Genomic DNA, 13,947 nt, shown 5'->3' on the forward strand with positions numbered 1-13,947 from the left:
TTGACAAACGCAGCCAAATCATTTATTTTCGTTGTACATACAAAATAAAAGAAGGAGGAATATTTATGACAGAGCAGCCTCAAACCGATGCCGTGCAGCAGGATGATGCTTTTTTGCATAGCTGCATGTATTTCACAACGAACCGCCTGAGCCGGGCAATAACGCGAATGGCGGATGAAGCCTTTGCGACGACGGGACTTGCGCCAGCCTATGGCTATTTGATTCGCCTCGTCGTCGGTAAGCCAGGCATTACGCAGAAGGAGCTCTCGGAGAAGCTGTATATTACCCCTTCCACTCTGACGCGTTTTATAGATAAGCTTGAGGGAAAGCAGCTGGTGGAGCGCCAAGTGCAGGGCAAAACCGTGCTCGTCTATCCAACCGACAAGGGCAAGGAGCTGGTACCGTCACTACGCCAAGCTTCACACACACTGAAGGAAAAATATCAAGCGATTCTCGGCAAAGAGCTAGCTGACCAGCTAACCCATGCTCATGAATTAGCGAGCGAGCAGCTAGAGCGCTAGAATGTGCATGCCGGTTGTATAAGCCACTTCAAACGTGGCACCGGCTATTTTGCATGGTTTTTAATTTTGTATGTACAACAAAAATATAAAGGGAGATCGATTTATATGAGCCTTCTTCATTCGCAAGCTGAGCTGCAGCCGAAATCCCGGTTTTATTATGGCTGGATCATTGTACTGCTGACCTTCGCCACACTGCTCGTGTCGGCGGGTATCCGCTCGCTGCCGAGCATCTTGCTTGTCCCGTTTCAAAATGAGTTCCATTGGAGCCGCGGCAGCATCTCCAGCGTCATCTCCATGGGCATATTGCTATACGGCTTAGTGGGGCCATTTTCCGCCTCCATGCTGCTGCGCTTCGGTGTGCGCAAAGTCGTCATAAGCTCGCTCGCGCTGCTTGCCATTAGCCTGGCGGCCACGCCGTTCATCCACGCCTTATGGCAGTTCAACCTGCTGTGGGGGCTGGTCTCCGGCCTTGCTACGGGCATGATGGCGAATGTGCTTGGCGTAACGGTCAGCAATATGTGGTTTGTTAAGCGCAAAGGCCTAGTCATTGGTTTGCTGACAGCAAGCGCCGCTACCGGCCAACTGCTGTTTCTGCCCCTTTTTGCAAAAATGACGGCGGATTTCGGCTGGCGCTATGCTATTTTTGCAGCTATAGCGGGCGTTTTACTCGTTCTCGCTGCTGTAGCCATCTGGATGCGCAACCACCCTTATGATGTTGGTGCCGCTCCCTACGGCTCCAGCGAAATCGTAAAACCAGCCGAATTCACGGGGAACCTGCTTCTGACTCCGCTGCGTAATCTCAGGCTGGCTATGAAAAATTCGACGTTCTGGCTGCTCGCCGGCACCTTCTTTTTTTGCGGCTTCTCCACCAATGGCTTGATCGGCACCCATCTGATTGCCGCTTGCGGCGACTATGGCATGCTGGAGGTTGCTGCTGCCGGCCTGCTCGCCATGATGGGTCTGTTCGATTTGTTCGGAACGACGATCTCTGGCTGGCTATCCGACCATTTTGACAGCCGCAAGCTGCTGTTCTGGTATTATGGGCTGCGCGGCCTGTCGCTGCTGTTTCTGCCCTATGCGCTTACCGCGACGCCAGCCATGCTTGTCGTGTTCTCCGTTTTCTATGGTCTCGACTGGATCGCAACGGTTCCCCCGACCGCCAAGCTGGCTGGCGAAACGTTCGGCAAGGAGAAATCCGGCATGATTTTCGGCTGGATCGTCGTTGCCCACCAGCTCGGCGCTTCTACCGCGGCCTATGGTGCAGGGGTTATGCGCGATTGGTTCGGCACCTATTCGCAAGCGTTCGTCATCGCCGGATTTGTCTGCTTCTTCGCGGCATTAATGGCGCTGCGCATTAGAAGAAACCCGGCTGCTGGCGTTCAAGCGGCATAAAGCAGGCCATCTTCATCTTCATCTTCATCTGCTCCGCAAGCATACGGCATAATAGACACGAAAAAATAAGCCATGAACAACGTCTCGACAGACGATGCTCATGGCTTATTTTCAATCTTAAACGTTTTCCTTGACGCTTACTTGAAAAACACCTTGTCCACATTGTATTTCGCTCTTAGCTTATTCACGATATACGTCTCGTAAATTTCTCTATCCACTGGCTCTTCAATGATGCAAACCTCAATCGTCGTCACTTCGTCGCGGTGCGGTTTCATTGGGGATACCGAATCTTCAAAATGCTTCTTGATTCTTGGTCTCAGCTTTCTTGCCTTGCCGACAAAAAGCAGCTCCTTGCTCTTGTTGTAGAACATGAAGATGCCGCCCTTGTCGCGGGGAATCAGGTGAAAATCAGTAAAGCCATAAATATTGCTCAGCTCAGGAGAAATTTGCTTCTCAATCGTTACATCCGGTGTTGGTATCGTAATATTAATCACGCGCTGCTCACGTCCTCATTCAATATAAGAGTAAATACTACCACAAAACCCGCCGCAACACCATTTCAAATTTCCCCCTTCTTTCTGCCCCTGCTTATTTACGTTGAAAATAAGTATCCATATAATGAAGAAAGAAGAATAAGGCCCTATTTAGGAGGATAAAACACTGCAATGAAACTAGATGACCATATAATGCTCTGGAATCATGCTTCTGTGAAAGTAATGGATTTTCGCCATGCCCAGCTGGAAGCTGGAGAACGGCTGTCCCCCTACCGATTGCCGTCCAACGCCTTTCTCTATGTCCTTGACGGCAGTGCACATGTACAGCTGGATCAATCCCAGCATCACATGAAACGATTTCATGTCCTGCACGGCGGACGCAGTGCGTATCTCACCATCGAAGCAGAAGAGCCCTTCACGTATTACCTTGTTCTGTACAAGCCCGTTCTGATGCTGGCCCCTTCACATAAGCTGATGCAGCACCATGATTTGAACCGCCCTTTCCAATATGTTTACGGCTTTGTGCCGTTATATCCTTTACCTTTGTTAGAGACGCTTGGTAAGATGCATTCAGCGTGGATGACGCCTGATCCCCTTCATCTGTTCCACGCGCGGACTTTATTTTATCAATTTGTACATGAGCTGCTTTGGCAAATGCAGCGTCAAGGAATTGAACCGGCTCGCCCGGATTTATTGGCTCAGATGCTGCGTTATATGCAGGAAAGCTACAGGGACCCTATTACGCTGGAAACGATGTCGGCGCTGTTCGATTGCAGTGTAAGCTATTTAACCAAGCTGTTCAAAAAACAAATGAATGAGAGCCCCATCCGCCTGCTGACTCAAATCCGCGTAAGGAAGGCTGCCGACTTGCTGGCGCAAACCGAGACCTCCCTTCAAGAAACGGCGGAGCTTGTCGGTTATCCCGACGCCCATACGCTGGGCCGCAGCTTCAAAAAATATTATGGGCTGCCGCTATCCGAGTTTAGAGCCAAATACCAGCAAAACGGCCCTATACCAAAATCGCCTGCATTTCGTACTAAATTTGCCATTGTCCCTCCTTATACACAGTGCTATAGTGTGAATGATTACGAGTATCATTATCATTCAACGCGAAGTGGAGGATTTTCTGTGTCAAAAATAAACAAGCCCTATTCCATGGCGGCAGCTCTGCTGCTATGTATGACCTTACTGTTAAGCGCCTGCTCTGGCGCAACAAACGCAGGCGCTAATCAGCCTGGGACAAGCAGCAGTCCTGCAGCACAAAGCTCAAGCCAGCCGTCGGCGGAAGCCTCTCCAGCCAGCAGCTCTGCTGCAACTAAAACCTATACAGATAGCAAAGGAACGGTAACCATACCTGCCAACCCGGAACGGATCGTTGATTTGACAGGCAGCGCCATCGGAAACTTGCTTAAGCTGGATTTGAAGCCAGTCGCTGCTTTGGGAGAAGCACTCGTTAACCCTTATCATGAAGGCAAATTGGATGGAATTGTGGATCTCGGGGATGGCACTAACTTGGAGGCTATCCTGCATCTCGATCCGGATTTAATTATCGTCTTTGATTTTCTGGAGGAAAGCGAATATGAGAAGCTGGAGCAAATTGCTCCGGTTGTACGGCTTAAATATGGAGCAGGCACCCCTGCGGAGCTGTTAACCGAGTTCGGAAAAATAACCGGCCGTGAACAGGTCGCACAAGCATGGATTGAAGAATGGAATGCAAAAATCGCCGAGGTTAAGCCTAAAATTACGGAGGTTGTCGGAGACAAAACCGTCTCGATTTTGCAGCCTTATGCGAAAGGCATTTATGCTTGGGGCAATAAGGGCGGCAGGGGCGGAGAAATCCTGTATGGCGATCTTGGCCTGAAGGCTCCTGCTATTATTCAAAAAGCTCTTATTGATGGCGCCGAGTTTGGCTCAAGCTTATCCCTTGAACAATTGCCGGAGTATGCCGGGGACTATATTTTCACCAGCAATTGGGGCTGGGACGATGGGGACCCGGACGTCGTTTACGGGAGCAGCCTATGGAAAGGGCTTCCTGCTGTGAAGCAAAATCAAGTTTTTTTCATTAACGCTGAAGGCTCTTATTTCAATGATCCCATCTCCTTGGAAGCTCAATTGCAATTTATTATTGAGAGCTTTATAGGTGACAAGGCTTAACGCCTGCCCAACTTAAATAAGCATGTTCGCCAGCAGCTTGATGCCGGTGAACATGCTTTTTCTCATTTCGCTTCACAATTATACGCCGTTAGCTTCCCTTAGCTGGAATACAGCGAACAATACGTACGCGTGAAATTCCCTGCAAGCAAATCTTCTTTGCGTATATAAAATTGCAGTTCCCCGGCATCCCACCAGCAGAAGCCTACGTCATTATCCGAATCAAGAGCTAGCAGCACAAGCGTATCCGCAACCTCCTGCTCAGCCTGTCCTTCATCGCCTCCGAAGTGGTCCGCGAGCTGCTTCATCGCCTTATCCGGGCTGTATTCATAATGCTTGCCCGTCATCAGCATCAGCGCCGCCTCAATCTCGCAGTCGCCATGCTGCGTTGCCGGATAGCCAAACATGACGGCAAGATCGCCATCTTCGCTGCCGCTCAATTCATCGGTTAAATCCTCGTATTCCTCATAATCATGCTCATCATCTTCTACTTGCTCTTCATCAACATAGCCATAGCCTGGAAGCTCAATAGAAGCTCGGCCCACCACCTCATAGCCTGTATAGTCCGCATCCTCCAGTGACGTTTCCTCAGGAGCAAGGCGGCGCTTGGCACCTGCAAGCTGTTCGTCTTTCAAATGCAGGACGAAATGGTCAATATGATAAGCGGGCTCATCCACTCCTAAGAAAAAATAAAGCATGCCGCCATGCGATAACCGCGAAGCCGCATCATGCGGTGCCAATTCCTCCAGACGCAGCTGCGCCAAAAAAGTCATCGGTGTGCCCTCTTGATCAAGCGGCCATTCTATTTCATCAGGAAGATCGGGATCTCCGCCAATTCGCGATACGCAGGTTTTAGAATAATCCGCTAAATTTCGCTTCGCCAAACGCACGCCTTCACGGGCATGCTTCATTAAGTAGTCCAAGGCATGGGTATACTCCTGTTCTTGCAGCAAGTGTTCCAATTTTTCCTGATTTGGTTTTGTTAATGGCATAAAATCAAGCTCCTCATGGAAAATATGTAGACCCTTCGTCTATTGTAAACGATTGCCTACTTCATGCCCATAATTTTCGGTAGTTCTTCCAGAAAACGTTCCATTGTAATGGGATCACTCGCATTCCAGCTAATATCAGCCGTATAAGCCTGATTATTTTTAACAGCGGGGATCGACTTCCAAAGCGGGCCTTCCATCAGCTTTTTCGCTTCCACTTCATCATCTGTACCGGGTGAACTGAGTAAAAACACATGGTCCCCCGCATAATCAGGCAGCACCTCCATTGAAATAAGAGAGAATACTTCCTTCTTATCAATGAGCTCCTGTACCTTCGTGCTTGGGCTAAAGCCGCCTGACTGGTACAGCGACATTGTTAAGCTGAAATGGCCCATGACATAGAAGTCACCAGCCAGGCTTAGGTAGACCGTTGCCGACTCTCCCGGCTTCAAGCCGATTTTATCCCACATCGCCTTCGCCTTAATCTCATAGCTGGCAATCCAAGCCTCCGCCTCCTGTTTCTTATTGACGATGTCAGCAACCTCTCGCAAGCGATCAAACGTTGCCGCATCTCTATTGAAGATGACCGTGGGCGCGATTTTGGACATTTTCTCAAAAATTTCGGTGTCATCCGGCCCGCCATATCCAGCCTGCAAAATCAGGTCTGGAGCAAGCTCCAGCACCTTCTCCATATTATGCGGGTAGCCAATATCGACAACCCCCGCCAAATCATCTTTATAAATGTAGGGCTCGTTCACCCAATCGTTCCCGGCAGGTGTAATGCCCAGTGCCAGCAAATCCCCTGGAATGTCGCCGAGCATGACGATTTTCTGCGGATGTGTTGGAATCGCAACTTCATGCCCGCTAAAATCCTTGTAGATGCGTGTTGCTGCCTCTGTCGCAGCTGTTGCAGCTTGTTCAGCCGTCTCAGACTCGGTTGACTCGGTTGAAGCTGGTACCGACTCCGTCGCTTCTACACCACCCGTAGAGCCGCAAGCTGTTAATAAACCGAAGGTTAATAGCAGTATAGCGGCAATGAACATTCTGACTTGTTTCGCAGACATGTGAAAACCCCTCTTTTTGTTTGATGATAATCATTATCAATATACTGGATGCTGCCATCCAGCACAATGGACAAAACAGGCTTCTGCTATTTCACATGACAGGAAACAACGACGAGACTACATGACAACACTGTAAGCTTGGATGTCCCGTTTTGTAAGGGAACAACTATAGTTCAGGCGTTTTTGGCAGGATAAAATAGGATTAACCTCACCTGTGATTTGTTCGTCAGTACTTGAGGAAATTTCACAAAAGGGACGGTTTGATTATGCCTCATTCAAACAGACCGCTCTTCCTCATTTAACGAGGTTTTGGAGGGGCACCGTTTATGCTGGAATCGTCGCTATGCTGGCACTCACAGCGGGGCTTATCGCGATGTCGGGGCACAGCTTAAGCATATGGGCAGCGTCGCTGATCACGGAGGACAGGTTGTGTATGTAGCAGGCGCAGAGCATTATAATTTTGCCGATGTGCAGTTTCTTACCTCCATACTCCGGCAAATTGGCATGACCGGGAAGCGGAGTACGGACCGGGTTGCTTCAATTATTAACGCCTATACCCTTAGCTTCTTCGACCATTATTTGAAAAATAAAGGCGACAGCCTGCTGGAGGGACCAAGCGAAGCCTATCCAGAGGTGAAGTTTATGACCTCGCTGTTTGCTGGCGGCAATGGAGAAGAGTCCGAGAAACGAGAGAGACAGGAGCCTTGACGGGCCCCTGCCTCTCTTTTTTTTTCATTCCACGATCATGTCAATTTCCTCATGCTGCTCGTCGAACGTAATGCGCAGCCCCTTATTGTCGAGATACCACAAATTGGCTTCCTCCATGAAGAAGGTAATTCCTTCAACGGTAGCACTGAGCCCCGGATTTATTGGCAGTTCCTTATTAACGCCTAGAGACAAGCCCGGCACTACAGTGCTGCAGCCGCCAAGCTTTATAAATATTCTGACCGACTCTCCATTTTTCAGTTCCAACTGCTGCTTATACCAGCTCGCCGCTGGCTGCTCAACGATTAATTGCATATGTGTCAGCCCCTTCCATTCGATATTCGCCACTTAAATGATGCTCCTTCATGTACGAATACCTTCATCATCGCCAATTGGCGGGCTGGTGTCAATGCAGCTGCAAATATTTGCTTTTATCGTTTATTCGCTCAAGCTGGCAGCAGCTTTAACCTTAAGCCGATATTCCTGCGGAGAAATCCCCTCCAGCTCCTTGAACACGCGGGTAAATTGCTTGCTGCTCTCGAAGCCTGAAGCGCTACCGATGTCCTGCATTTTATCGCTTGTGCTCTCCAGCAGCTCCTTACCTTTGCGGATACGCAGCTTTTTCAAAAACAAGACGAAGCTTTCTCCTGTATGTGCCTTAAACGCCTCGCTGAAATAAGAATAATTGAGGCCGACATAATTGCTGACAACCGCCATATTGAGCGGCCGGGCGTAGTTCATCTCCATATAAGCGATAGCCGCGTTAATTTCCGCATGCTCGTTATAGGCAGAGCGGATGCCTTTCACATATTCATTTACGCTGTACAGCAGATGCTCCAGACTGCGGTAATAGTCGTGAAAGCTGCGAAAATTGTCCATGCTGCCGACTCTGCGATACAGCTTCAGCACGTCAATAGACGCTTCTCCGTATAGGCGGAACACTTCATCGAGCACCTGCTCATTCATTCGCTTGCCCACCTGGCGCAAATAACCGATATCTATATCAGCCAATTCCTCGATACGAAAAATAGCTTTAAGCAGCGCTTGCAGCTCCTTCTCCCGCTCGGTGCCCAGCATATTGCCAAGCTTGCGAATGTCTTCATCCGGCAGCGGATGCATGCGGCGCTGCGACGCGCAAATATCCTGATGCTGGAGCAGGCGGCTGCTGGGATAAAGAAAGGAATAGTGCAGCGCTTCCTCTGCCTGCTTATAGCAGCTGCGCAAATCCTCAAGCCTAGCCGCCTCTGAGCTTAGTCCCAAACGCAGCCCTTCCAGCTCCTTGCCGCCAGTTAGCCTCAGCAGCTCGTGGAACTGCGCGGCCTGCCCTCCAATTAGGACAAGCCTTCCCCCGCCATCCACAAAAGAAGCATCGACCGTCCCTCCAAGCTGCTCCAGCATACTCTCGATGAGCTGCCCCCGCTCATTGCGGTTCACCGCTTCCCCATTCTCGGATTTATAGCTTAGAACAGCAACATGGCATGGCAAGGTGATTGATTCGAAGGGCATATCATTATCAGGACGCAGCTCCTCCTCCTGCCCATGCAGCAGCTCTCCTTGAATGAGCCACTCTTTCAGGCGGCTCATTCGAACCTGCTCGCGGTATTTGTCTCCCTCAGCTGTTTTGCGCGCAAGCTCTGCCTGTGCCTGCAAAATACTTTCGCTCTTGCGCAGCGCCTCGAACAGCTCATCCCGGCGAATCGGCTTCAAAATATAATCTCTGACCTGGTACTCAATCGCCGCCTTCGCATACGTAAACTCATCATAGCCGCTCAAAATAATAAAAACAGGCTTGCGCTCCTCCTCCGGCTGCTGCATCACTTGCTTGATCAGCTCAATGCCATCCATCACCGGCATACGAATGTCCGTAATGACGATATCCGCCTGCTCGCTCTCATATTGCGCCAATGCATCCTCCCCATGAATGGCTAGCCGAATATGGTAGTAATCTGGAAACTCACGCTCAATCATCGTTTTCAGGCCGATTCTTATATTTTTCTCGTCATCCACGATCAGCAGCTTCTTAATCGTCATCCCCTCCTCCTGCAATCAGCACCTTGGGCAGCGTCAACATAACTTCAGTGAACTGGCCTTCCTCGCTGCGCACCTGCAGCCCGTAGGGCTTGCCGTAATAAATGCGGATGCGTTGATGCACATTACGCAGCCCTATGCCGTACAATGGTTTTGCGCTTCGTTCATATTCATCCATCAGGCGCTCCCCCGCCCGCTCCAGCTGGATGCGTTCATTCAGCAGCGCAAGCGGCTCCGGAGCGATTCCTTCGCCATTATCGCGCAGCGTAATGACGATTCCGCCCTCCGCCTGCTCGAATGCGGCAATCTGGATGAGGCGCTGCTCCTCTCCCAGCTCTGGCCAGGCATGCTTAAGCGCATTTTCAACAATCGGCTGCAAGGACATTTTCAGCATCTCTACTTCCAGCAAGCCCGGCTCCATGCTCCGTTCAAGGACGATGGGCTCGTCGAAGCGAATATTCATGACGTCGATATAGTTTTGAATATGGCGAATTTCATCCTGCAAGCGCACATATTCGCCAGACCACTTAAAGTTGTAGCGCATCATGCCGCCCAGCGACGTAAGCGAGTCAGAGATGAGGCGCTGGTTTTCAATTTCGGCCAGCATTTTTATATTTTCCAGCGTATTGTACAAGAAGTGGGAATCAATCTGGCTGTGCAGCGTCCGCAGCTCGGCTTCCTTCGTCAGCGCCTTCTTCCTTACGCCTTGGGCAATCAGTTCATTAATCGTTTGCATCATTTTGTTAAAATGGAATGCCAGCTCGCCAATTTCCCCGCCTCCGCTGAGAGGAAGTCCCGCAGGCGTCTCGCCTCGCCTGACCTTCTTCATCGCGTCGGTTAAACGCCGCAAATTTTTAAGAATAATAGCATTCATCATATACGTAATAATGGACAGCAAGCCAATGAGCCCCACATTAACCGCCATAATTCGAAATTGCCCCTTCGATACGCGTTCATACACCGACTCCAAGGAAATGACATGAAGCAGCTCTGCTTCCGCTTGCTCTACGGGCGTACGAATGAGCAAATAAGGATGATCATCAACGGTAAAACGTATTTCCTGCTGCCCAAGCTCCTTCATTGCGGCGAACTGCTCCTTAATGGCTGTGCGCAGCTTCGGATTGCTGCCCTTGCCCGCGAAGGCTTGGAGCTCATCGAGCACGATGCTTCCCTTGCTGTCGGCCAGCATCATCTGCGAGCCCTCATCCTGCAAGCTTGCAAAGGCTTTAGGCGCAAAATGCTTCAGCAGCATTTCCACCTGAATGACGCCAATCCGTTCACTCCCTGCCCGGACGACCCGCATAAGAGAAACCTTGGGCATCTGATTATGCACATCCGTCACATTCCGGTGCAAAATATCGGCGTCCTCCTCCTTAAACACCCACAGCTCCTTGCCATCCAGCTCTGCAAGCTCTGAATACCAAGGCTCCGTCTGAATACGCCGCTCATGAAACACAATCGGCCACATTTCCGATATATAGTCATTGTCTGCAAACAGGCGCAAATGGGCGATGTTCGGATTGTTCGTTTGAATATGGATAACATCGGTCAGCGGCCCCCAATATAAATCAAGCAGCTCCTCCGTCGTAAATTCCTTGTGTGTAGATATATACTCGGTAATATCCGCGCTTAATATCGTAAGCTGGGCTGCCAGCTCCATCGCTTCAATTTGATTCAAAATATTTACCTTCTCCAGCTCCACTAAATACTGCCCCTGCCGAAGCGTCTCATTAATATGGCTGTCTCTAATTTCCCCAAACAAATAATTGGACACCACAATGCTTGGAAACAGCAATATAAAAACATACGCGGCGACGAGTCGACTTTGCATCGATCTTCTGCCCAGCCAATAAGCCGTCGATTGAAAATAGTTCCGAATTTGCCTTCCCACGTTAGGCTCACTTCCATCTTCGCGGCCCAGCCCCCTGACTTGCTTGCAGGCGGCAAAAAGCGCGCCAGTCCATGATGGATTTGGCGCACCTAATGCCGGGATGTATGCCCGGGCCTGACCTGTATTAGTTAATGAATTCTGCCAGCTTCGCTACGTTCTCTTCATATTTTTTCTGCTTATAGGCCTGAACGGTGCCAAAGCCAAGAGCATCGCGCTTGCTCAAATACTCCTGCCACAAGCTGTCGAATTCGGCATCTGACTTCGCAAGCAGCAGCCTCGGAAGCGCCTTGCCAAATTCATGATCCAGCTTCGTCTTCATAATGCCTTCCTCGGATGCCCCCGTCGGGTCAAGCTGGTCAAATTGCGACAGGCTGAGCGCTTTGCCGCGCGTCCAGTCTTCCATCTGCTTGAATGGCTCAACAGCTGGCGGCGACCATTCCGGCGTCAAATTCGTATCCATCAGCATCCAGAACGTATGGGAGGCGCCATATTTTTTATCGAAGGCACCACGGTCGGAATTAAGCAGCTCCAATACCTCAGGTAAAAACTGGTCTTTCCCGTCTATTTTATCCCAGGTTACGCCCTGCTTGCCGAAAAACATATCCCGCTGGCCCTCTTCCGAAATCAGGTAATCTAGGAAGCGGATCGCTCGTGCTTTATCCTTCACATTTTTGGAGATGAGGGTAACGGTCCAGCCGGAAATGGATGGCCCTGCAAGCGTTGCTTGATCCTGCGCAGCATTAGCTGGCCCATCCACCGCAATATAAATGGAGTTAGGATCGTTTGCAAATAGCGCATTTTGCTGGTTAGCCAGATCAGACCTCGCATACAGCATCGCAAAGTATCGGCCTTGGGCAATTTTCTCCTCCATTTGCGGACGCTTGTCGATGAACACGTCTTTCGAGAGCAGGCCGTTTTCATTCGCTTGACGCATCGTCTTGAGCCATTTTACATATTCAGGGTCCGTGTCGCGATCATACAGCTGTCCATCCTTTTCATAAGGAATAGCCAAGAAATTTTGGATATAAGCTTGCAGCGAGCTGTTGCCCTTTTCATTAAAATCATACATCCCCAGCGGAATTAACGGCTGGCCGTTAATGTCGGGAAATTTCGCTTTTGCATCAGCCAAGGCTTGAAGGAAACCTTCTGTTGTCCGCATATCCGGGCTGCCGATAGCCTCATACATGTCCTTGCGCACGAGGAACGTCTGCGTAGAGGTGATGCTGTCGCCAAACTTCTCGTAATCCTTCGGCGAGGAGGAGGCGTTCGGATACCCATAGATATGGCCATCCTCTTGCTTGTACCAGGCGAGCTTCGCCGGATCGGTCACCTTGTAGAAGTAAGGGTCATATTGGTCAGCCAGCTCATTAAGCGGGAGCACCATCTCGCCTTCTATCATTTTCTTGACGGCATCCTCGTACCAGCCGAGCGTAATGAAATCAGGCAGGCTGCCGGAGGCGATCATCGTATTCATCTTTTCCGCCTCATTGCCGGCAGGGACGATGAAGTTAATATCTACGCCTGTTTTTTCCGTAATATACTTGGATGTGTCATCTACGCCCCACTTATTAGGAAACCACGCGAAATTAATATACCAATCGAACGTAATCGGACTTTTATCCACTTCCCAGCCTTTATCCTCCTGCGTCAGCTTCACCTCAGCAGCAGCAGTTGGAGACGTGCCTCCATTCGTTGTGCCCTCGTTCGTATTGCTGTTTGATGAGCAGGCTGCCGTAAATACGAGTGCAGCGGCAAGCGGCAGCACCAGCAAACGTTTTATTGCAGGTTGTTTAACCATGTTTGTTTTCCCCTTTTCTATTTGAGTAGACTAGCCCTTAATAGAGCCAATCATCATGCCTTTGACAAAATACTTTTGCAGGAAAGGATAAACCAGCACAATCGGCAGCGTCGTAACGACCATCGTCGCCAGCTTGATCGACTGTGAGGTAACGGTTTTGCCAACGCCGCCCGGAATGGCGGCTACCATTTGATTCGAGCTGGACTGTGCCACTACCCGGTACAAATACGTTTGGATCGGCTGCAAATCCATGTTGTTCATATAAATGACGCCGGCAAAATAGTCATTCCACTGATACACCCCATGGAACAGCGCAATCGTCGCAATAACCGGCAGCGATACCGGCAGCACCACCTTGAGGAAAATGCCCCAGTCATTCGCTCCGTCGATTTTCGCCGCTTCCTCCAGCCCATCCGGAATTTCCCGGAAGAAGGTCATGAATATAATGAGGTCGAAGAAGCTGAACATCGCTGGAATAATATACACGAGAAAATTGTCCAGCAAATGCAAATCTCTAATTAGCAAATAGGTAGGAATCAGGCCGCCGCCGAAAAACAAGGTAACCGTGCCAATTAAAATGTAAATTTTGCCGCCAATAAGTCCCCTGCGGGAAAACGCATAGGCTACCATCGCGGTGAAAAAAACATGCAGCAGCACGCCAAGCACCGTTTTCGCTACCGTAATGCCCATTGCCGTCATAATGCCCGCGCTCTGGAATACCGCCTCGAAGCTTTCCGCGCTGAACACCCGCGGCCACCAGTAAATGCCGCCGCGCATGCCATCCTGCCCTTCATTGAATGCATTTACGAGGACGTACCAGATGGGATACAAGGTCGCAAAGCACACGAGCAGCATGCCGAAGCCGTTGAAGAGGTCGAATACTGCTTCTCCCTTTGTTTTTCGTTTCAAGCTGA

12 protein-coding genes are annotated in these 13,947 nt (G+C 50.1%); 4 read left to right on the forward strand and 8 right to left on the reverse strand.

Translation table 11 applies throughout. The annotated features are described in order from the left end of the window. Nucleotides 1-65: 65 nt before the first annotated feature. Together AC50X8_RS04940 and AC50X8_RS04945 are read left to right on the forward strand one after the other, a co-directional pair. Nucleotides 66-521, forward strand: coding sequence for a MarR family winged helix-turn-helix transcriptional regulator (locus AC50X8_RS04940; protein ID WP_056031377.1), 456 nt, complete (start codon nt 66-68; stop codon nt 519-521). 105 nt (nt 522-626) lie between these two features. Next, nucleotides 627-1,913, forward strand: coding sequence for an MFS transporter (locus AC50X8_RS04945; RefSeq protein ID WP_494878915.1), 1,287 nt, complete (start codon nt 627-629; stop codon nt 1,911-1,913). A gap of 137 nt (nt 1,914-2,050) precedes the next feature. Here the strand turns inward: AC50X8_RS04945 and AC50X8_RS04950 are convergent, their stop codons facing one another. Then, nucleotides 2,051-2,407, reverse strand: coding sequence for a nucleotide excision repair endonuclease (locus AC50X8_RS04950; protein ID WP_099517352.1), 357 nt, complete (start codon nt 2,405-2,407; stop codon nt 2,051-2,053). 171 nt (nt 2,408-2,578) lie between these two features. Here AC50X8_RS04950 and AC50X8_RS04955 point away from each other — a divergent pair, with 171 nt between their 5' ends. Continuing rightward, a complete protein-coding gene (locus AC50X8_RS04955; RefSeq protein WP_056031390.1) occupies nt 2,579-4,561 on the forward strand; it encodes an AraC family transcriptional regulator in 1,983 nt (660 codons plus the stop codon). A 98-nt stretch (nt 4,562-4,659) separates the two neighbouring features. Here AC50X8_RS04955 and AC50X8_RS04960 read toward each other — a convergent pair whose 3' ends face one another. Beyond that, entirely contained in the window at nt 4,660-5,550 is an 891-nt protein-coding gene (locus AC50X8_RS04960; RefSeq protein ID WP_056031393.1) for a YwqG family protein, read from the reverse strand. Between the two features lie 56 nt (nt 5,551-5,606). Beyond that, the gene (locus AC50X8_RS04965; protein WP_056031396.1) at nt 5,607-6,611 is read right to left on the reverse strand and encodes an ABC transporter substrate-binding protein; all 1,005 of its coding nucleotides are present in this window, start codon (nt 6,609-6,611) and stop codon (nt 5,607-5,609) included. 309 nt (nt 6,612-6,920) lie between these two features. Here AC50X8_RS04965 and AC50X8_RS04970 point away from each other — a divergent pair, with 309 nt between their 5' ends. Next, nucleotides 6,921-7,319, forward strand: a complete 399-nt coding sequence (locus tag AC50X8_RS04970; RefSeq protein ID WP_494878918.1) for a hypothetical protein — start codon at nt 6,921-6,923, stop codon at nt 7,317-7,319. 24 nt (nt 7,320-7,343) lie between these two features. On the opposite strand, the gene AC50X8_RS04975 is transcribed toward AC50X8_RS04970, so the two are convergent. The 5 genes from AC50X8_RS04975 to AC50X8_RS04995 all read right to left on the reverse strand — a co-directional run bounded on the left by AC50X8_RS04975 (nt 7,344) and on the right by AC50X8_RS04995 (nt 13,888). After that, the gene (locus tag AC50X8_RS04975) at nt 7,344-7,664 is read right to left on the reverse strand and encodes a HesB/YadR/YfhF family protein (RefSeq protein WP_442952504.1); all 321 of its coding nucleotides are present in this window, start codon (nt 7,662-7,664) and stop codon (nt 7,344-7,346) included. Nucleotides 7,665-7,754: 90 nt separating this feature from the next. After that, nucleotides 7,755-9,347: a response regulator gene (locus tag AC50X8_RS04980; RefSeq protein WP_494878920.1), complete on the reverse strand. Its 1,593-nt coding sequence runs from the start codon at nt 9,345-9,347 to the stop codon at nt 7,755-7,757. Beyond that, nucleotides 9,337-11,235 carry a sensor histidine kinase gene (locus AC50X8_RS04985; protein ID WP_056031402.1) on the reverse strand — a complete coding sequence of 633 codons (1,899 nt, stop codon included), beginning with the start codon at nt 11,233-11,235 and terminating at the stop codon, nt 9,337-9,339. The genes AC50X8_RS04980 and AC50X8_RS04985 overlap by 11 nt, the downstream gene beginning before the upstream one ends. Before the next feature lie 124 nt (nt 11,236-11,359). Continuing rightward, entirely contained in the window at nt 11,360-13,033 is a 1,674-nt protein-coding gene (locus AC50X8_RS04990; RefSeq protein ID WP_494878922.1) for a type 2 periplasmic-binding domain-containing protein, read from the reverse strand. Between the two features lie 30 nt (nt 13,034-13,063). Further along, the gene (locus AC50X8_RS04995) at nt 13,064-13,888 is read right to left on the reverse strand and encodes a carbohydrate ABC transporter permease (RefSeq protein ID WP_494865438.1); all 825 of its coding nucleotides are present in this window, start codon (nt 13,886-13,888) and stop codon (nt 13,064-13,066) included. Between the last annotated feature and the right edge of the window lie 59 nt (nt 13,889-13,947).

This window comes from Paenibacillus sp. JT22N15 (assembly GCF_059383755.1).

Excerpts from the sequence above, each read along its gene's own strand:
- AC50X8_RS04945 (WP_494878915.1), top strand. The coding sequence starts at position 627 with ATGAGCCTTCTTCATTCGCAAGCTGAGCTGCAGCCGAAATCCCGGTTT.
- AC50X8_RS04940 (WP_056031377.1), top strand. The coding sequence starts at position 66 with ATGACAGAGCAGCCTCAAACCGATGCCGTGCAGCAGGATGATGCTTTT.
- AC50X8_RS04965 (WP_056031396.1), bottom strand. The coding sequence starts at position 6,611 with ATGTCTGCGAAACAAGTCAGAATGTTCATTGCCGCTATACTGCTATTA.
- AC50X8_RS04980 (WP_494878920.1), bottom strand. The coding sequence starts at position 9,347 with ATGACGATTAAGAAGCTGCTGATCGTGGATGACGAGAAAAATATAAGA.
- AC50X8_RS04995 (WP_494865438.1), bottom strand. The coding sequence starts at position 13,888 with ATGCTGCTCGTGTGCTTTGCGACCTTGTATCCCATCTGGTACGTCCTC.
- AC50X8_RS04990 (WP_494878922.1), bottom strand. The coding sequence starts at position 13,033 with ATGGTTAAACAACCTGCAATAAAACGTTTGCTGGTGCTGCCGCTTGCC.
- AC50X8_RS04955 (WP_056031390.1), top strand. The coding sequence starts at position 2,579 with ATGAAACTAGATGACCATATAATGCTCTGGAATCATGCTTCTGTGAAA.
- AC50X8_RS04960 (WP_056031393.1), bottom strand. The coding sequence starts at position 5,550 with ATGCCATTAACAAAACCAAATCAGGAAAAATTGGAACACTTGCTGCAA.